Origin of the sequence: Hydrogenispora ethanolica (genome assembly GCF_004340685.1) — a bacterium.
Classification (GTDB): Bacteria; Bacillota; UBA4882; order UBA8346; family UBA8346; genus Hydrogenispora; species Hydrogenispora ethanolica.
In genome coordinates, this window is the sequence record NZ_SLUN01000014.1 from 38939 (window position 1) to 57744 (window position 18806).

The following is an 18806-nucleotide window of genomic DNA, read 5'->3' on the forward strand; positions in this document are numbered from 1 at the left end:
GTGAAGTTTCTGGCTTTATTATTGACGCTGGTTTTATTGCTGGCCGGCCTGGCGACCGGCGCGTCGGCGGCGACCCTCGGTTACCTGGACGGGATCGTCAACGGCACGGTGGAGAAGGATGGTACAGGAGCCTTAAGTGCTCAAAACGGTGAGGACGACCTGAAGGTGACCATCATCTCGGCCGGTACCCTGATTCAAGACCGATATAAGCTCGGGGCGGAGTACGGGGTCGGATCCATCGCAGGCGCTTCCAAAGAGGACGTCACCCTGTGGACCGTGAAAGCCGGTTACCGGCTGATCGACGCCACTGCCTTCAAACTCGACGCCATTGTCGCGCCGCTCAACATCAAGACCGATTCCAGCAGCTTGAAAGCGACGCTCCTGGGCGTCGATCTGGCGCAATATTTCAGCACCAAGCTGTTTCTGACCGTTTCCTACGTGGTCGGCGACGGGAAATATGAGAAATCACCGTTCAAGGACGATTCGGCGCCGGTCAGCTTTTTCCGCAGCAAGCTTCATTACTTACTCACCGACAACCTGGGTCTGGTGGCTGGCTATTCTACCTTGAAATATGAATTCGATGCAGTACTAAGTGGCATTTCAGTTGGCAGTATGGACGTCACCATGGGCGGCCCGTCCCTCGGACTGGTGTATAAATTTTAAAAGCGAGCCGAGCTTTTGCCTGTCCTATCCGGACAGGCTTTTTCATTTTCGGGAATGAGCAGGGGTTTTGACGGGTGCGCTTGGCCCAATGATTTTGTTGCAACTGGAAAATCACTGTGCTATAATATAGAAGTTATATTGGGAACTAGGCAAGAGAGGTGACAGAATTGAAGGAAGCTATCCATCCACAATACTTTACTACAAAAGTTACGTGCGCCTGCGGTGCATCGTTTGAGACCGGATCCACCAAGAAGGAGCTCCGGGTCGACATTTGTTCCAAATGCCACCCGTTCTTCACTGGGAGACAGCGCATCGTCGATAGCGGCGGCCAGGTCGAGAAGTTTAAGAAACGGCTTCAAAAAGGCAAGTAACACGCGAGCGAGGATCCAATCCTCGCTTGCTATATAATATGGGTTCACCAGTAAATTTTGGGGAAGGTGGCATTCTATGAAGCAGCCCGAATTCTCATACGGCGGGCAGGCGGTGATCGAAGGCGTCATGATGCGCGGCCGGGAGTATGTGGCGGTGGCGGTCCGCAAGGCCAACGGCGAGATCGTCATCAAGAAAGACCCGGTGGGATCGGTTGCCAAGAAATACCCCTTTTTAAAATGGCCCTTTATCCGGGGCGTCGTGGCGCTCTGCGATTCTTTCGGCGTCGGCCTGAAGGCATTGCTCTTCTCGGCGGACCAATTCATGGAGGGGGAGGGCGAGGCCGAGGGCAAAGCGGCCGGCGACTCCAAGCTCAGCGCCGGAGAGACCGCGATGATGGTGGCGACGGCCCTGGCCATGACGGTGGTGCTCTTCGTGGTGCTGCCGTTGCTCGGCCGGATGCTGGTCAACAAGTTTCTGCCCGGCGCTTTCTGGGGCAACCTGTTCGAGAGCGTCCTGCGTTTCGTGGTCTTCATCCTGTATATCGTATCCGTCTCCATGCTCAAGGACATCCAGCGGGTCTTCGCCTATCACGGCGCCGAACACAAGGTGATCAACACCTTCGAGGCCAAAAAGGACCTGACGGTGGAGAACACCAGACAATTCACGACCTTTCATCCCCGCTGCGGCACCAGTTTTCTCCTGTTTGTGGTGGTGATCAGCGCGATATTCTTCTCCTTCTTGCACTATGATACCATTTGGGCGCGGCTCCTCTCGCGGATTCTGCTCTTGCCGGTGGTGGCCGGATTCTCGTACGAGGTCATCAAATTCACCGGCCGGCACCAGGACTTCTTCCTGTGGCGCTGGATGAGCCTGCCCGGGATGTGGCTCCAAAAGCTGACCACCCGGGAACCCGACGACAGCCAGGTGGAAGTGGCAATTAACGCCCTGGTGGCGGTGCTCAAGGAAGAAGCGCCGGTGATCGTGGGCGGCCGGGTCTACGCCGCCGAGAAGGTCGAGGCCGTCCAGGCCGAGCCGGCCAGCGCCGGCTGAAAGCTCCAATCGGTTCGTCGTTTTTGAAGATGCTGAACAACCATCGCTCCGCTCGACGGAGGGATTTTGTTCAGCATATTCTCGTTTCATGCCAACTGTCCTGGGCGACCAACCACGGCGGGCCACATATATATACAGAATACCGGATTATTTCCGAGGTGATTGAATGCTCGATAAAATCGCAGCGATCGAAGAAAAGTATCATGAGTTAAGCAACCAGCTCAGCGACCCCGCGGTCATCGCCGATCAGCCGCTCTTTCAGAAGCTGGCCCGGGCGCACGCCGCCATCAGCGAGCTGGTGGAGACCTATCAGGAGTATAAACGGGTGGCCGCCGACCTGGAGACCGCCGCCGAGATGCTCCGCGAGGAGCAGGGCGAAGCCGCTGAGATGCTGAGGGCGGAGATCGCCGACCTGGAAGCGACCGCGGCGCGGCTCAGCGGGCGGCTGCGCATCTTATTGCTGCCCAGGGATCCTAATGACGAGAAGAACGCGATCATTGAGATCCGGGCCGGAACGGGCGGCGAGGAAGCGGCGCTTTTTGCCGGGGATCTTTTCCGGATGTATACCCGCTACGCCGAGAGCAAGGGCTGGCGCACCGAGCTGTTGAGCACCAGCGAGTCCGATCTGGGCGGGTTCAAGGAGATCATCTTCACCATCGAGGGACAGCAGGTCTTCAGCAGGCTGAAGTTCGAGAGCGGCGTCCACCGGGTGCAGCGGGTGCCGGAGACCGAGGCCCAGGGCAGGATCCATACTTCCGCGGCGACGGTGGCGATCATGCCCGAGGCCGAAGAGGTCGAGGTGGAGATCGGCCCCAACGATCTGCGGATCGATGTCTTCCGGGCCGGCGGCCACGGCGGCCAGTGCGTCAACACCACCGATTCGGCGGTGCGCATTACCCATCTGCCCACCGGCTTGGTCGTCACCTGCCAGGACGAGAAGTCCCAGCTGAAGAACAAGGAGAAAGCCATGAAGGTACTCCGGGCCCGCTTGCTCGACAAGTTCCAGTCGGAGCAGCACGCCGAGATGGCCGAGGCCCGCCGCAATATGGTCGGCTCCGGCGACCGCAGCGAACGGATCCGGACCTATAATTTCCCTCAAAACCGGCTGACCGATCACCGGATCAACCTGACCCTGTATCACCTGGACTCGATCATCGAGGGCAACCTGGACGAGGTGATCGAGCCGTTGATCACCGCGGATCAGGCGGAACGGTTGAAAAATGTCGACCAGCAATAACCTGACCATCGGCGCCATCATCGCCAGGACCGTCCCCTTCCTGGCCGAGAAACACTTGCCCAATCCCAGGCTGGAGGCGGATCTGATGCTGGCGCACGTCTTGGATCTGCCCCGGGTGAAGCTCTATTCGGAGTGGGACCGGCCGCTGGAACCGGCCGAGATCCAACGCTACCGGGAGATTCTGGTCCAGCGGGTGCAGGGTTGGCCCCTGGCATACTTAACCGGACAAAAATCCTTTTTGAGTTGGGATTTCAAAGTCACGCCGGCGGTGCTGATCCCGCGGCCCGAGACCGAACTGCTGGTGGAGACGGTGGTTGACGCCCTGAAGGGGCGGGACGGGGTCTGCGGCGCGGATGTCGGAACCGGGAGCGGGATCATCGCCATCGCCCTGGCGAAGCTGTTGCCCGGGAGCCGCTGGTATGCGCTGGATCTCTCCGCGGAAGCGCTGGAGGTCGCCGCGGCCAATGCCGCCCGCCTGGGCGTGGCCGAGCGGATCGAATTCCGCCGCGGCGACTTGCTGGAGCCATTGGCCGGCCAGGGCCTCGCCTTGGACGCGGTCGTCTCCAATCCGCCCTATATTCCGACCGCGGTGGTTGATACGCTGCAGCCGGAGGTTCGGCGCGAGCCCCGGCTGGCCCTGGACGGCGGGCCCGACGGCCTGGATCTCTACCGGCGGCTGCTGCCGGCGGCGCGGGAACTCTTGAAACCGGACGGGCTGGTGGCGCTGGAGCACGGCGCGGATCAGCGCTCCGGTCTGGCGGAGCTGCTGGCCGGTTTGGAATTCCTGCCGGAGCCTTTGGCGGATCTGGCCGGCCGGGACCGGGTCATGCTCGGCAGGCGGAGAAAGGCGGCCGGGGCGGATGCATGAATTGTCATTGACCGAAAAGATCCTCCGGCTCGTTTTGGAACAGGCCGGGAACCATAAAGCCGCGAAGATAACCCGGATCAAGCTGGTCATCGGCGATCTGTCGGGGATCATCCCCGCTTGCGTGGAGCAATACTTCGGCCTGATCGCCGCCGGCACCATCGCCGCCGGGGCGAAGCTGGAGTTTCAGCGGAGCAAGGCGGAGCTGTATTGCCCGGTCTGCGAGGAATCCTTTGAGAAGCGGCCGGCCGATTTCAACTGCCCGCGCTGCGGCAGCCTGGCCCAGTTGACCGAGAGCGGCCGGGAGTGTTTCGTGGAAAGTATCGAGGTGGACTAATGGAGATCGACATCGAACAGGATCTGTTTGAAAATGAAGCCAAATTGGCCGAGCTCAACCGGAGCTGGTTCGCAGCGCACCGGGTGGCGGCCGTGAACCTCCTGGCGGCGCCGGGGGCCGGCAAGACCAGCCTGATCCGGCGCACCGCCGCCCTGTGCCCGTTGCCGCTGGCGGTGATCGAGGGCGACCCGGCCTCCCGGATCGACACCGATCTGTTGAACGGCTTGGGCATTCCGGCCCACCAGATCAATACCGAAGGCGGCTGCCACCTGGAAGCGCAGATGATCGGCCAGGCGCTGCAGGAGTTTCAGCCGGCTGCGGGAACCGTGCTCTTCATCGAGAATGTGGGCAATCTGATCTGCACCGCCAGCTTTCCGCTGGGGGAAGCGCTGCGTGTGGTGATGCTGGGCGTCAGCGAAGGCGACGACAAGCCCTTCAAATATCCGCTGATCTTCGAGGAGGCCGATGCGGTCATCCTCAATAAGATCGACCTCGGGCCGTTCGTGGATTTCGACCGGGAACGCTTTTACCGGGGAATCCGGACCATCGATCCGGAAGTGCCGGTCTTTGAGGTCTCCTGCCGCACCGGGGCGGGATTGGCCGAATGGAGCCGGTGGCTGGAACGGAAAGCCGGGGAGTATCTGGATGCCGCAACCGTTTGAACGTTGGCGGCTGACAGTAAGCGGCTTGGTGCAAGGGGTCGGTTTCCGCCCCTTTCTGTTTAATCTGGCCCGCGGTCTGGAATTGACCGGCTGGGTCCGGAACAATTTCGCCGGGGTGGAGATCGAGATCCAGGGAGCCCCCACAGCGCTGGCCCGGTTCAGCGCGGCGTTGCGGGAACGCCCGCCGGCGGCGGCCCAGATCGACGGGGTGGAGCGGGAAACCATTCCGCCGCTGCCCGGGGAGGATGATTTTACGATCATTCCCAGCCAGTCCGGGAGATTGCCGGGTTCCCCCCTGCCGGACCAGGGGATCTGCCCCGACTGCGCGGCCGAGTTTTTCGACCCGGCGAACCGCCGCTATCATCATCCCTTCAATAGCTGCACGCTCTGCGGGCCGCGTTTTACCATCATGGAGGCCCTGCCCTTTGACCGGTCCCGCACCGCCATGGAGCCGTTCCCCCTCTGCCCGGATTGCCAAACGGAATATACCTCCCCGGCGGATCGCCGTTTTCACGCTCAGACCATCGCCTGCCCGCAGTGCGGGCCCAAGCTGTGGTTCCGGGACGCCCAGGGAAGGCCGGGAGCGGACGACCCCGCCGGGGCTGCTCGCCGGATCCTGAAGGCCGGCGGCATTCTGGCGGTCAAGGGGATCGGCGGCTACCACCTGGCTTGCGACGCCCGCAACGCAGCGGCCGTCGATCGTTTGCGCCGCCTGAAGGGGCGGGACAACCGGGCCTTCGCGGTGATGTTCCGGGATCCCGAGGCCATTGCCGCCGTCTGCCGGGTGACCGCGGAAGAAGCGGCGCTGCTGGCCGGCCCGGTCCGGCCCATCGTTCTGCTGCTGCAGCGGGAGGGCGGCACTCTGGCACCCGGGGTCAATCCCGGCCTTCGGGAGTTGGGCGCCTTTCTGCCCTATACCGGGATTCAGCTGCTGTTGTTCGAGGATGAATTGACCGCGCTGGTGATGACCAGCGGCAACCGATCCGGCGAACCGCTATCCATCGGCGATGAGGAGGCCCGGCGCGATTTGGGCCCGATGGCCGACGGTTTCCTGGGGCATGACCGCCGGATCCGTTGGCGCTGTGATGATTCGGTCCTGCGCTGGCAGGCCGGGCGGACCATCGGCATCCGCCGTTCGCGGGGCCTGACCCCGGCCCCGGTGCGGCTGGAGCGGAAGCTGCCGCCGCTGCTCGCCTGCGGCGCCCAGCAGAAGAACGTCTTCGCCCTCACCCAGGACGAACGGGTCTATCTCGGGCCCCATCAGGGTGATCTCGATAATGCCGCAAGTTTTCTGGCCTACCGGGAAACCATTGCGGCAATGCAACGTTTATTACATTGTCAGCCCGAATGGGCGGTCCACGATTTGCACCCGGACTACAACTCCACCCGCTATGCCCGGGAGAGCGGCCTGCCGCTGCTGGGCGTCCAGCACCACCTGGCGCATATCGCCGCGGTGATCGCGGCGGAGCGGCTGGACGGTCCGGTGCTCGGGGTGGCCTTCGACGGTTCGGGCTACGGCCCCGACGGCGCGGTCTGGGGCGGCGAGTTTTTCATCGGCTCCGGCTGCGCCTGGCGCCGTGTCGGCCAGCTGGAATATTACCCGTTGCCCGGCGGGGAAGCGGCGGTGCGGGAGCCCTGGCGGATGACCGCCGCCTACCTGAACGCGAACGCCCCGGCTTTGCTCGAAGAATGGCTGGAGGCGCGGGAATTGGGGAAATCCTGGCCGTTGCTGCGCCAGGCGGTCCGGGCCGGCATCAATGCGCCGCCGACCTCGTCGGTGGGCCGCTGGTTCGATGGGGTGGCCGCGCTGCTGGGCGGACCGGCCCGGGCCGGTTATGAGGGCGAGGCCGCCGTCTGGCTGGAGAACCAAGCCGACCCGGCGGCGGAAGACCGCTTCGAACTGCCGTTCCGCCTGGCGGGGGACGGGTTCCGGATCGACCCCGGGGCGCTGGCGGCGGCGCTGGCCCGGGAGCGGCACCGCCTCGGGCCGGCGGCGCTCAGCATGAAGTTCCACCGGACGGTGGCGGCGCTGATCCGGGAGGCGGCGCGCTGGGCGCGGCGCGAAGCCGGGATCGACCGGGTGGTTTTGAGCGGCGGGGTTTTCCAGAACCGCTTGCTGCTGGACCTGACCCTCGCGGAGTTGGAAACGGAGGGTTTCCGGGTCGCGGTGCCCCAATGGGTGCCGATCAATGACGGCGGAATCGCGCTCGGCCAAGCCTGGCTGGGCGGTTTGATGATCGAAAGGGGAGTCGACGATGTGCTTGGCGGTGCCCGGTGAAGTGGTCGCCATCGAAGGCAATAAGGCCAAAGTGAGTTTTTCGGGAGTATTTCGAAGCGTCGACCTGAGCCTGGTGGCCGGGGTCAAGGTCGGCGATTATGTCTTGGTCCACGCCGGATGCGCGATTCAGGTCGTGCCGCCGGATGAAGCCCGTGAGACCATTCAATTATTCAGCGAGGTATTCGGGGACGATGAGCATTGATCTGCAAGAGGTGATCGCCCGGATACGGGCAGATTACGGGGCGATGCGCTGCAAGCTGATGGAGGTCTGCGGCACGCATACCAACGCGATCCGCCGGGCCGGCATCCACCGGCAGCTGCCCGCGGGGATCCGGCTGCTTTCCGGCCCGGGCTGTCCGGTCTGCGTCACCGGCAGCGGCTATATCGAACAAGCGATCAGCCTGAGCCGGGAACCGGGACTCGTCATCGCCAGTTTCGGCGATTTGCTGCGGGTACCAGGCAACAGCGGCAGCCTGGCGGAAGCCCGGGCCGCCGGAGCCAAGGTCCGGGTGGTCTATGCGCCGCAAGACGCGGTGGCCCTGGCCGAGCAACATCCGGACGCTCAAATCGTCTTCCTGGCGGTGGGCTTTGAGACGACCGCCCCGGCCATCGCCCTGGCGGTCCGGGCAGCGGCAGCGGCCGGGCTGGCCAATTTTTCGATCCTGCCCTCGCTCAAAGTCCTGGAGCCGGCCATGCGGAGCCTGCTGGCCGGAGGCGGGCTGCAGATCGATGGGCTGATCGCCCCGGGACATCTGGGAGTGATCACCGGCGCCGCGGGCTATGCGTTTCTGCCGCGCGAGTACCGGCTGCCCACGGTGGTGACGGGATTCCGCCCGGCCGAACTCTGGCTGGGCATTGCCGCGCTGCTGAAACAGATTGCCAAGGGAGAGAGCCGGCTGGAGAATATGTATCCCCAGGCCGTCACGGAGCAGGGCAATCTGGCCGCCCGGGAGCTAATGGCGGCGGTTTTTGCGCCGGAGGACGCCGAATGGCGCGGCTTGGGGACAGTTTCCGGATCCGGGCTGGGATTGGCTCAGGCGTACCGGGACTATGACGCCCGTTGCAAGTTCGGGCTGGCGGAGATCGCCTCCCGGGAACCGGCGGGCTGCCGCTGCGGCGAGATCCTGCTGGGGCGGGCCGAACCGGAGGAATGCCCGCACTTCGACGCCGCCTGCACCCCGGAGCATCCGGTGGGACCCTGCATGGTTTCGGCCGAAGGCTCGTGCGCCGCTCATTTTTACTACCGTAGCCGAGGAGGAGAAGGATGAACGGCAAGATACGTTTGGCCGAGGGCGGCGGCGGGGAGGCCACCGCCAGTCTGATTCGGGAGCTTTTCTGGTCGCGCTTCCGCCACCCGCAACTGCTCCGGGGCAATGACGCGGCCGTGCTGGAACATGCCGGCGGCCGGCTGGCCCTGACTACCGACGCCTTTGTGGTCACGCCGTGGCGCTTCCCCGGCGGCGACATCGGGAGGCTGGCCATCGCCGGAACGGTGAACGATCTGACGATGATGGGCGCCGCCGCCCTGGGGCTCACCGCCGCCTTCATCATCGAGGAAGGGTTCGACAAAAGCGATCTGGAGCAGATCGCGGCTTCCATGGCGGCCGCCGCGGCGGAGGCCGGCGTGGACCTGGTGGCCGGGGATACCAAGGTGGTCCGGAAAGGCGAAGCCGACGGCATCTTCATCACCACCACCGGGGTGGGAACGATCGCTCCCGGGGTCCGGCTCGGCGGCGAACTGGCCCGGCCGGGGGACCGGGTGCTGGTCACCGGGACCCTCGGCGATCACGGCGCAGCGATTTTACTGGCTCGCGAGGAGTTGGGCCTCAGCGGCGCGCTGCAGAGCGACGTGGCGCCGTTGAACCGGCTGCTCCTGCCGCTGGTGGGCGAGTATCCCGGCGCCATCCGGGTGCTGCGCGATCCGACTCGGGGCGGCCTGGCCACGACGTTGAACGAGATCGCCCGGCAATCGGGGGTGGCGATCCGGCTCCGCGAAGCCGCCATTCCGGTCCGGCCGGAGGTGCGGGGCCTCACCGAACTGCTGGGGCTGGATCCGCTGTATTTGGCCAACGAGGGCAAGGCGCTCCTGGTGGTCGCCCCGGAGGCGGCCGACGCGATCCTGGCCGCGCTGCGCCGCCAGCCGCGCGGATCCCGGGCGGCGGAGGTGGGAGAGGTCCTGGCCGGGAACGCCGGCTTGGTGAGCCTGGTCACTGCTTCCGGGGGCGAACGGATCATTCCGCTGGGCAGCGGCGAGCAATTACCAAGAATTTGTTAGCAGGATCTGGATGCGGAATGCCGAAATTGTTGGAGGTTGGGGGTGAGCTCGATGAAACGGATCGTTTTGATCCTATTGGCCTGGGTCATGCTGGGCAGCGGATGGGCCGCGCTCGCGGCGCCGGCCGACCGGCCCTGGCTCGTCTTTGGGCAGCGCCAGGGGGACCGGCGTACCATCTATCTGGCGGAACGGGACGGCTCGGGTCTGCAGACGGTGGCCACCGGCAAGGACCTCCTCGTCTCGCTTCAGGGCAAGCATTTTTTGTATGTGGACGGCCAGAAGCTGTACGAGTATTTTCCGGCCACCAAAAGCTCGCGTTTGGTGCGCCAGTTCACTGAGGCGAAGATTATCATCCAGGTGATCTCCGACGAACCGGACCAGGCCATCGTGGCCGGTTTGAATGAATATCAGACCAACTGGTATATCCTGGAGTTCTCCGACGGCAGCCTGCGCAAGATCGACAATCCGGCCAAAAACGCCGGCGGCAGCGGCGGTTTCCCCAGCCCCGACCAGTCGGCGGTGGCCATCGTCAAATCGGCCTTTATGGATTTCCGCTATGGCCTGACGTTGAAACAGAATAAGAAAGCCGATTGGAACCTGCCGGCCAATCTGACGGTGCTCCCCGATCTGCGGTGGTCGCCCGACTCCAAATGGCTGGCCTTGTACGCCAAACCCTTTGACAGCAACCTCGACGGGCTTTATTCGCTCTATGTGCTGGATGTGGCGAAACGCCAATTAAAGCTGGTCCAGGAGAAATCCTTTGCCGTGCTCTTCTTCAACCTGCTCCAGGCCGGTCCGTTTACCCCGGATTGGTCCAGCGACAGCAAGACCTTGCTCTATTCGTATCAGCCCTACGGCACCTCGGGTCGGACCGGCATCTACCAGTACCAGGTGGAGACCGGCCAGAAGACCGCGCTGGTTCAGGGGGACGGCAGGAATGAAGCGCCGCTGTGGGCGCCCGATGACCGGAGCATCGCCTTTATCTCCACCCGCGATACCGGGGAAGAACAGCTTTATGTGATGGACAACCGCGGCGGGGCGATCCGGCGGATCTCTCCCGCGCAAGGGACCACGGAATGGGCGAAGTGGTATCAACCCAAATGAAGACGATGGGGGGCAACCGGCCGGTTGCCCCTGCCGTACATTTAGGAAACAATCATGGAAAGGGAGGGATCGGCATGCCCCAAAAACAGCTGACCCAGGAGGAAGCGATCGCTTTTTTGGCCGGGGAGACGCTGGGACACCTGGCGACCGTCGACGCCGGCGGCGCCCCCTATATCACCCCTTTGCACTATCTTTACCATGAAGGGGTGCTCTATTTTCATTGCGCCGCCACCGGCCGCAAGCTGGAGAATATCGCGGCCAACCCCCGGGTCTGCTTCGCGGTGGACCGCATCGACAAGGCGGTGTTCCGCGAGAACGCTTGCCAATGTTCGACCCGTTACACCTCGGTGCTGGTTTTCGGCACGGCGGAGCTCGTCACGGAGGTCCCCCGCAAGGCCGCCTTGCTTCAAATCTTCACCGAAAAGCTGGCCGGAGGGCGTTCCTTTCCGCCGATTCCCGCCGCTGCCGCCGCCGCTTGCACCGTCGTGGCGATTCGAATCGAAGCGGTCCATGGCAAGCGGAACGTGGATCCGGAACCGCCGCAACCATAAACCGCGCGGGAAAAGGGCCGCTTCATTCAAACCGATCCATGGATCAAAGTTCATCCGACCAGGCGATCACCGCGTTCCGCGGTGGTCTTTTTGTATCCGGGGGAAGCCCGCCCGTCTTTCAAGTCAGGCATAGGAATCGACCGCCCGGGCAGAATAAACCCGAACCGTATCGAAAGGCGGCGGCGCCGCCGAACGGGAAGAATGGGAGGAATGAAACCAAGATGGATGAGAATGTAACGGTCTATACCACTCCGACCTGCCCCTGGTGCAACAAGGTCAAATCGTATCTGAGCGAAAAAGGTGTCTCCTACCAGGAGGTCGATGTCGCGGCCGACGATTCGGCCGCGCAGAAGCTTTACGATCTGACCGGGCAGCTCAGTGTGCCGGTGATCACCAAGGGCGAACAAGTGGTGGTCGGTTTCAACCAAGCGCAGCTCGACAAGATCATTCATTAGGATGCCGCCATGGATTATGATCTGATAATCGTCGGAGCCGGTCCGGCCGGCATGACCGCGGGGGTCTTCGCGGCCCGCAAGGGGCTGAAGACCGCCATCGTGACCAAGGATGTCGGAGGCCAGGTCAATTGGACCACCGATATCGAAAACTACATGGGGTTTCAGGAGATCGACGGTCAAGCCCTGATGGAGAAGTTTGAGATCCAGGTCAAGGAGCTGCAGCTGGAGGAGAAGCTGACTCCCGTCCAGGGCATTCAGCGGGACGGGGAGGGCTTCCGGGTCAGGACCGAGGCCGGGGAGGAGTTGCGCGGCCGGGCGGTGCTGGTCTGCTCCGGCAAACGTCCCCGGACGCTGAATGTCCCGGGCGAGGTGGAGTTCAGAAACAAAGGGGTCAGCTACTGCTCGACCTGCGACGGGCCGCTCTTCAAGAATAAGCCCGTGGCGGTGGTGGGCGGCGGCAATTCCGCCGCCAAGTCGGCGCTGGATCTGGCCAACTACGCCACGGAGATCCATCTGATCTCCATGACTCCGCTGACGGCCGATGCCATCCTGGTGGAGCGGCTGAATGGGAATCCCAAAGTGAAGCAGCATATCGAGCACACGGTAACCGAGATCCGGGGCGGCCCGACCGTGAACCGGGTGCTGGTGGAGGCGGTCCGGAGCAAGGAGCGTTTCGAAATCCCGGTGCAAGGGGTCTTCATCGAGATCGGCCTGGAGCCCAATGTGGATTTCCTGGGCGATCTGGTGGAGCGGAACGAGGCCGGAGAGGTCAAGATCGACTGCTGCTGCCGGACCAATGTGGCGGGATTGTATGCCGCCGGGGATGTGAGCTCGGTGCCGGAGAAGCAGATCATCGTGGCCGCCGGGGAGGGGGCCAAGGCGGCGATCATCGCCTGGGAGGATCTATTGCACGCCCGGGAACCGGCCCTGGTCCATTGAGGATTTCGAGCGGCAGGGGCGGCCGGCGGCGGCCCCTGCCGGTTTTTTATCCCCGTCTACCTCGGAAACGACCAACTGAGGGCCGGTTCTTTCGGCTTGAAGATCGAAAAGTCCAGATCCTCCACGATATAGTCATGATTGCTCTCATTGACGAAGTCCAACAGCGGATCGAGGTCCACCGCCAATTCCTGCAATTGCCGTTTGGCCTTGATATCCGTCATCTCCCGGTCGACCTGGGCCTTGAGTTCACTGAATTTCTGCTCGGGGAAGGGCAGTCCGGCCAGGAGGGTGAAGACCTTGATCGGCTTGGCGCCCAGCAGATCCTTCAAGCCGTCTTTGTGGTAGACGCCGCGGCAGAAACGGCCGCTGCTGACCCGTTTCTTGATCTCCTCGAAGAGCCGGTTGATCTGCTGCCCGTCCTTGTCGAAGGACTTGGGCCGTTCGATGATCAGGGCGACCGCGGTGGCCCGGTCGATATCCCCGCACTCGAAGACGGTGTTCCGCCACATCTCGGTCACGGCCGAGGCCAGCGCCGTTTCGTTCTCGGAAAACTCGATATTGGCCTCGGAAAAGATCAGGCAGCCCTTCTCGTAGAACATCCCCTTGTAATCCTCGGTGTCGAACGCGGTGATCGAGGACATCTTGGAGTAGTTGTACAGATTGATGAAATCCTTATAAATCAGCGAATTGGCCTCGTCGTAAAACTTCTCGTACGAAAGATTCCCGGCCGAGAGGATCTCCTGCTTTAGCTTGTCGTTATCCACAATGATCATGCTGCGGAAGTTTTTGCTCAGATTTTGCAGATCGTAAAGCTGTTTGGCGGCGATCAGCGCGTTGACCTTTTCGACGGTGCCTTCGTCGGCGGTGGGCAGGGTGATGATGGCGCCGTGTTTCTTGCCCATCGCCGCCAGCAGCGTGATCAGCTGGATGATGCCGAGGCTCCCGGTGCCGCCGCCCAGGCCGGCGACGACCCAGATCAGATCGGCCCGTTCCATGGTCAATTGGATCTTCTCGCGGATCTGATCGCGATAGCGGATGATCGCCAGTTCGCCCAGGCGGATGTTCTTGCCGGCGCCGCCCTCGGTCACCTTGGTCAATACCCGCAGATGGGGCGGAATGTTATCCAGCTCCGCCAGGTCCGTCTCGGCGGTGTTAATCGCCAGGCACGGAAAGTCTTTGGCAAAGGCGTTCACGATGTTGCAGCCGCCCTGGCCGATGCCGATGAAACCGAAATTCAACAAATGCGTGAGCCTCCTTTCTGTTCCCGGTACAGCGCGAAAAACCGCCGTCCGGCGCTGGACAGGCAATAGACCCGGCTGCGGCCGACCTCGACGCCGTCGATCAGCCCGGCCCCTTCCAAGCGGCGGAGGGCGGTTTGGGTGGTGGAATAGGAGAGTTCGGTTTTTGTTTTAAGCTGTTCCCGGTTCAAGCTTTCCCGCTGCAATGCAATGAGGATCAATCCGCAGGGACGATCAAGCCTTGCCGCCAGTTGCTTGATACAATGGTCACAGAGCATCGATGATCCCTCCTGAATTCAATATATATGAGAAAGATATCGAATTCATTACAAAAGCCGGTCCAGGCCGGGTTTGTCCCTCGCCCGCCCGGGAAAAGCGGGAGGACGGATAAACAGAGAGCAGGGGAGCTAACTATCTTCAGCCGAACTCCCCTGCCCGGAAGAGGCTGGCAGATTGCTCCACCAACCCCTATCATCATTATAAGCGGCGGCGGCCGGAATTATGCTTGATCGATGAATTCATCGCCCAAACAGGGTAGAATCTCCGGGAAGGAAGGCTCGCCCCGGAAGGAGAGGCCCGGTTTATTACTTAATATAAGATGGGATAGCGGATAGCGGCGCCTTTCGTTCGCAAACCGCCCACGGGGCAGCCGCCGAAAAACGGACCGGCGGATCAAAAGCGCGGTGTCCGGCAGGAAATTCGCGGGCGGTTGGGGAAATAATAAAAATGCAATCCAATCGGCAATCTTTTGGAGGAAACCAGCTCATGTCCAATCCGCTCATCGGCATCCTCGCCGGCATGGGGCCGCGTTCGACCGCCCCGTTCCTGGAGGCGGTCTACGACCAATGCCAGCTTCAATACGGCGCGAAGTACGATATCGACTATCCGCCGCTGCTCGTCTATTCGTTGCCGACCCCGTTCTACCTGGACCGGCCGCTCGACCATGCGGCGCTCCAGGCGGCGATTCTCGCCGGACTGCGCCAGCTGGAGTCGGCCGGGGTCAGCTTCATCGCCATGCCCTGCAATACCGCCCACCGTTACTTCGAACCCTTGCAGCGGGCGATCGGCGTTCCGTTATTGAACATCGTCGCCGAGGCGCTCCGCGATCTGCCGTCCGGGCCGCGGCGGGTGGCGCTTTTCGCGACCCCGTCCACGCTGGAGGCTGGGGTGTACCAGGCGGGACTGGCCGCCGCCGGCCATCCATGGCTTCATGAGCCGGAGTGGCAGGAGCGGGTCACCGCGCTTATCGGGATGATCAAGGCCCGGGCGGAGCGCGGGGCCGTTCTGGAAGCATGGCGCGGGTTGACTGCGGCGGTGCGGGGAGCCGGGGCCGATACCGCGATTCTGGCCTGCACCGATCTGAGCCCGTTGAAGCCGGAGACCCCATCCGGGCTGCTGGCGCTGGATTCGGGGGAGGCTCTGGCCAAAGCGGTGATCGCCCGCTATTTGAGCCTGCGCCGGGAATAATCTGGGCGGGTCGCCGTCATGACGGGCGTCCCGAAATGGAGGGAATTGCTGTTGTTCGATTTTGACCTGCGTCAGACGCTGTTAACACTGCCGGCGATCCTGTTCGGCCTGTGCTTTCACGAGTTCAGCCACGGTTATGCCGCCTACAAACTGGGGGATCCCACCCCCAAGGAACAGGGCCGCCTGACCTTGAATCCGCTGACCCATGTGGACCCCATCGGTTTCCTGCTGCTGTTGATCGCCCATTTCGGCTGGGCCAAGCCGGTGCAGATCAACCCGGAAGCCTTCAAGCACCCCAAACGGGACGAGATCCTGGTGGCGCTGGCCGGCCCCGCCGCCAACCTGCTGACCGCCTTCGTTTTCGCGGTCCTGGTCAAGCTGGCCATCGATCTGCGCTGGTACGCCATACCGACCTATGGCGCGCCGCTGATGACCATCCTGATCTATTTCATCCAGATCAACCTGGTCCTGGCCTTCTTCAACCTGTTGCCTTTCCCGCCGCTGGACGGCTCGCACCTTTTCATGGTGTTGCTGCCGGACCGCTGGCAATCCTTGAAGTGGAACCTCTATCGCTACGGCAGCCTGTTTTTGCTGGTCATCATTCTGCTGCAGTATTACACGCCGATCCACCTGCTGCAGCCGCTTAGCGCGGCGGTTCAGGCGGTTTACAAGGGCTTTTTTCAATTGTTGGGCGTCCGGTAGCCGGGCCGCCAGAGCCTGCCGCGCTGTGGTACGGGCTGGAATATCCGCAGCAACCGAATCTCCGCAAGTTGCGTTTTGGGCGCTCATCTGAGGATGAGCGCTTTTTCGCGCGCTGAATCCCGGAAAGAATTCTCCAGATAAAATAAATCTTAAAAATTTCACGCAAAGTTGTTACATTTTTGACTTGTCATTCCCCGCCTTCGTCCCTAGAATGGGGATCATCCTTTCCGGATCAGGCCCGTCATAATTCCAGCATTTTTAAAGCCATGTTAAAGTCCTTTAAATCGATAAAAGCGTCCTGGAAAGAGTTTTGAAATGACTTTATCACTGGCTTTTCTGAGCTTTTGTGAACACCCCGACCTTCGGACGGGGTTTATCACAACGCTTTTAAGGGGGGAGAGAGCCGATGGAGAAAGAATGGACTGCAAAATGGATTATGGACCCCCGCTTCGCCGGGCTGGCTCCGCTCGATCTGTTGCATAAACAGTTGGCCCCGGTCCGGCTGCCGGAGCACCGCCCGGAGCTGCAAAACCACCATATGCTCGTACGAAAGACATTTGATTGGGTGCAGCGGCCGGGGGCGGCGGCCTTCCTGGAGATTACGGCCGACGATTATTACAAGCTCTACATCAACGGCCGCTTTGTCGGCCAGGGCCCGGCGCCGGGATACGCCTGGCATTATTTTTATAACCGCTACGAGGTGACCCCCTACCTCCGGGACGGCCGGAACGTCATCGCCGCGCACCTCTATTATCAGGGACTGATCAACCGGGTCTGGAACAGCGGCGACTACCGCCAGGGCATGCTGGCGGAGTTATGGAGCGGGGACCGCTTGCTGCTGGCGACCGACCGGTCCTGGAAATACCGCATCGCCCGGGAATTCACCGGCCGGGAGACTTTCGGCTACGAGACGCAGTTCGTCGAGGAGATCGACAGCCGGCTCCGGGAGCGCGGCTGGCTGGAGCCGGACTTTGACGACCGGCATTGGGAGGAGCCTCATGAAAACCGCGCCGACGACCACCGGCTGGTGCTGCAAGAGACGCCGCCGCTCCAGGTCTATCCGGTGCGGCCGGCCGGGGTCCGCGAGCTCGGCCCCGGCCATTACCTGCTCGATTTCGGGCGGGAGATCACCGGCCAGTTCGTGATGGCGGCCCGGGGCGCCGCCGGCCAGACGGTCGAGATTCGCCAGGGCGAGGAGCTGGAAGCCGGCGGCGAGCGGGTCCGCTACCAGCTGCGTTGCAATTGCAATTACCGCGACCGATGGATCTTATCGGGCGCGCCCGACGCCTGGGAACCCTATGATTACAAGGCCTTCCGCTATGTGGAGCTGATGGCGCCGGCCGGAGTCCTGCGGCCGGAGAGCTTCGCCGCGATCGTCCGGCACTATCCGCTCGATGAGACGAAGTGCCGGTTCGGCTCCTCGGACCCGCTGCTCAACGGCATCTGGAGCATCTGCGCCCAGGGGGTCCGCTGCGGCGCGCAGGAAGTCTTCGTGGACTGCCCGAGCCGGGAGAAAGGGCAGTATCTGGGGGACGCCACCATTACCAGCCACGCCCATATGTATCTCAGCGGCGACCTCCGCCTGACTGGGAAGCTGCTGGGCGACTTCGCCCGGTCGGCCCGGATCTGCCCGGGCCTGATGGCGGTGGCGCCGGGCGGCTTCATGCAGGAGATCGCCGACTTTTCCCTGCAATGGCCGTTGCAACTGCTCCAGTATTACCGGCAAAGCGGCGATCTGGAGTTGCTGCGGGAGATGGCGCCGGTGGCCGAAGGGGTGCTGCAATACTTCCGGCGCTTCCAAAGGCCCGATGGCCTGCTGGAGAACGTGAAGGAGAAATGGAACCTGGTGGATTGGCCGGAGAACCTGCGGGACGGTTATGATTTCGACCTGTCGCAGCCAGTGGTCGGAGACGGCTGCCACAATGTGATCAACGCCTTTTTCTGCGGCACCGTCAAGACGGTCAACACCATCCGGGAGCTCCTGGGCATCGCCTATCAGGACGAGTTCCCGGCGTTGCGGGAGGCTTTCATCCGGGCGTTTTACCGGCCCGATCTGAAATTGCTGGCCGATTCCACGGTTTCCGGCCATACCGCCCTGCACGCCAACTCGATCGCCCTATTCTTCGACCTGGTCCCGGCGGAGGCCCGGGAGAGCGTGGTGGACCTAATCCGGCGCAAGGGAATGAGCTGCGGGGTGCATAACGCCTATTTCCTCCTGAAAGGGCTGGCGGGGATCGGCCGGCATGAGCTGGTCTATCAACTGCTCACCGCCGACGGCGAGCATTCCTGGGCCAACATGCTGCGCGAGGGGGCCACCGCCTGCTTCGAAGCCTGGGGGAAGGAGCAGAAATGGAACACCAGCCTCTGCCACCCCTGGGCCAGCGCGCCCATTCCGGTCCTGATCGAGGATATCGCCGGTTTGAAACCGGCCCGGCCCGGCTGGAGCGAGGCGTTTTTTACGCCCCATATTCCGGCGGGACTGAAATACCTGGCGATCGAGTTTCAGACGGTCCGGGGGAGATTCCGGATGGTGGCCCGGGACGGCCGGGCGGAGCTGGAGGCCCCGCCCGGCGTGCGGATTGTCGGCTCCGACCGGAAGTGAAGCCGGCTC

20 protein-coding genes are annotated in these 18806 nt (G+C 62.7%); 18 read left to right on the top strand and 2 right to left on the bottom strand.

The window, feature by feature from the left end:
* The 15 genes from EDC14_RS12370 to EDC14_RS12440 all read left to right on the top strand — a co-directional run bounded on the left by EDC14_RS12370 (window position 1) and on the right by EDC14_RS12440 (window position 12788).
* On the top strand, window positions 1-663 hold the full coding sequence (locus EDC14_RS12370; protein WP_132014610.1) for a hypothetical protein: 663 nt from the start codon (window positions 1-3) through the stop codon (window positions 661-663).
* 167 nt (window positions 664-830) lie between these two features.
* Window positions 831-1034 carry a 50S ribosomal protein L31 gene (gene rpmE, locus EDC14_RS12375; RefSeq protein WP_132014611.1) on the top strand — a complete coding sequence of 68 codons (204 nt, stop codon included), beginning with the start codon at window positions 831-833 and terminating at the stop codon, window positions 1032-1034.
* A 76-nt stretch (window positions 1035-1110) separates the two neighbouring features.
* A complete protein-coding gene (locus tag EDC14_RS12380) occupies window positions 1111-2085 on the top strand; it encodes a DUF1385 domain-containing protein (RefSeq protein ID WP_132014612.1) in 975 nt (324 codons plus the stop codon).
* 166 nt (window positions 2086-2251) lie between these two features.
* Window positions 2252-3322, top strand: a complete 1071-nt coding sequence (gene prfA, locus EDC14_RS12385; protein ID WP_132014613.1) for a peptide chain release factor 1 — start codon at window positions 2252-2254, stop codon at window positions 3320-3322.
* Window positions 3306-4190 carry a peptide chain release factor N(5)-glutamine methyltransferase gene (prmC, locus tag EDC14_RS12390; protein ID WP_132014614.1) on the top strand — a complete coding sequence of 295 codons (885 nt, stop codon included), beginning with the start codon at window positions 3306-3308 and terminating at the stop codon, window positions 4188-4190. Before prfA ends, prmC begins: the two co-directional genes overlap by 17 nt.
* Entirely contained in the window at window positions 4183-4524 is a 342-nt protein-coding gene (gene hypA, locus EDC14_RS12395) for a hydrogenase maturation nickel metallochaperone HypA (RefSeq protein ID WP_132014615.1), read from the top strand. The genes prmC and hypA overlap by 8 nt, the downstream gene beginning before the upstream one ends.
* The gene (hypB, locus tag EDC14_RS12400) at window positions 4524-5186 is read left to right on the top strand and encodes a hydrogenase nickel incorporation protein HypB (protein ID WP_132014616.1); all 663 of its coding nucleotides are present in this window, start codon (window positions 4524-4526) and stop codon (window positions 5184-5186) included. The genes hypA and hypB overlap by 1 nt, the downstream gene beginning before the upstream one ends.
* Window positions 5170-7464 carry a carbamoyltransferase HypF gene (hypF, locus tag EDC14_RS12405; RefSeq protein ID WP_132014617.1) on the top strand — a complete coding sequence of 765 codons (2295 nt, stop codon included), beginning with the start codon at window positions 5170-5172 and terminating at the stop codon, window positions 7462-7464. The genes hypB and hypF overlap by 17 nt, the downstream gene beginning before the upstream one ends.
* Window positions 7442-7666 (top strand): HypC/HybG/HupF family hydrogenase formation chaperone, encoded by a 225-nt coding sequence (locus EDC14_RS12410; RefSeq protein ID WP_132014618.1) that lies wholly within the window; start codon window positions 7442-7444, stop codon window positions 7664-7666. Before hypF ends, EDC14_RS12410 begins: the two co-directional genes overlap by 23 nt.
* On the top strand, window positions 7656-8732 hold the full coding sequence (gene hypD, locus EDC14_RS12415; protein WP_132014619.1) for a hydrogenase formation protein HypD: 1077 nt from the start codon (window positions 7656-7658) through the stop codon (window positions 8730-8732). The genes EDC14_RS12410 and hypD overlap by 11 nt, the downstream gene beginning before the upstream one ends.
* Window positions 8729-9739, top strand: coding sequence for a hydrogenase expression/formation protein HypE (hypE, locus tag EDC14_RS12420; RefSeq protein WP_132014620.1), 1011 nt, complete (start codon window positions 8729-8731; stop codon window positions 9737-9739). Before hypD ends, hypE begins: the two co-directional genes overlap by 4 nt.
* 51 nt (window positions 9740-9790) lie before the next feature.
* A complete protein-coding gene (locus EDC14_RS12425; protein ID WP_132014621.1) occupies window positions 9791-10843 on the top strand; it encodes a TolB family protein in 1053 nt (350 codons plus the stop codon).
* 74 nt (window positions 10844-10917) lie between these two features.
* Window positions 10918-11394: a pyridoxamine 5'-phosphate oxidase family protein gene (locus EDC14_RS12430; RefSeq protein WP_165907986.1), complete on the top strand. Its 477-nt coding sequence runs from the start codon at window positions 10918-10920 to the stop codon at window positions 11392-11394.
* Between the two features lie 221 nt (window positions 11395-11615).
* On the top strand, window positions 11616-11849 hold the full coding sequence (locus EDC14_RS12435) for a glutaredoxin family protein (RefSeq protein ID WP_132014623.1): 234 nt from the start codon (window positions 11616-11618) through the stop codon (window positions 11847-11849).
* Window positions 11850-11858: 9 nt separating this feature from the next.
* On the top strand, window positions 11859-12788 hold the full coding sequence (locus tag EDC14_RS12440) for an NAD(P)/FAD-dependent oxidoreductase (protein ID WP_132014624.1): 930 nt from the start codon (window positions 11859-11861) through the stop codon (window positions 12786-12788).
* 56 nt (window positions 12789-12844) lie between these two features.
* On the opposite strand, the gene EDC14_RS12445 is transcribed toward EDC14_RS12440, so the two are convergent.
* Together EDC14_RS12445 and EDC14_RS12450 are read right to left on the bottom strand one after the other, a co-directional pair.
* The gene (locus EDC14_RS12445) at window positions 12845-14029 is read right to left on the bottom strand and encodes an FtsZ/tubulin family protein (RefSeq protein WP_165907987.1); all 1185 of its coding nucleotides are present in this window, start codon (window positions 14027-14029) and stop codon (window positions 12845-12847) included.
* Complete coding sequence (locus tag EDC14_RS12450) at window positions 14023-14304, bottom strand: winged helix-turn-helix domain-containing protein (RefSeq protein WP_132014626.1); 282 nt, start codon at window positions 14302-14304, stop codon at window positions 14023-14025. The genes EDC14_RS12445 and EDC14_RS12450 overlap by 7 nt, the downstream gene beginning before the upstream one ends.
* Before the next feature lie 487 nt (window positions 14305-14791).
* On the opposite strand from EDC14_RS12450, the gene EDC14_RS12455 reads away from it, so the two are divergent.
* The 3 genes from EDC14_RS12455 to EDC14_RS12465 all read left to right on the top strand — a co-directional run bounded on the left by EDC14_RS12455 (window position 14792) and on the right by EDC14_RS12465 (window position 18797).
* Window positions 14792-15493, top strand: coding sequence for an aspartate/glutamate racemase family protein (locus tag EDC14_RS12455; protein ID WP_132014627.1), 702 nt, complete (start codon window positions 14792-14794; stop codon window positions 15491-15493).
* Window positions 15494-15544: 51 nt separating this feature from the next.
* The gene (locus EDC14_RS12460) at window positions 15545-16195 is read left to right on the top strand and encodes a site-2 protease family protein (RefSeq protein ID WP_243662916.1); all 651 of its coding nucleotides are present in this window, start codon (window positions 15545-15547) and stop codon (window positions 16193-16195) included.
* 406 nt (window positions 16196-16601) lie between these two features.
* Window positions 16602-18797 (top strand): family 78 glycoside hydrolase catalytic domain, encoded by a 2196-nt coding sequence (locus EDC14_RS12465; RefSeq protein WP_132014629.1) that lies wholly within the window; start codon window positions 16602-16604, stop codon window positions 18795-18797.
* Window positions 18798-18806: the final 9 nt, after the last annotated feature.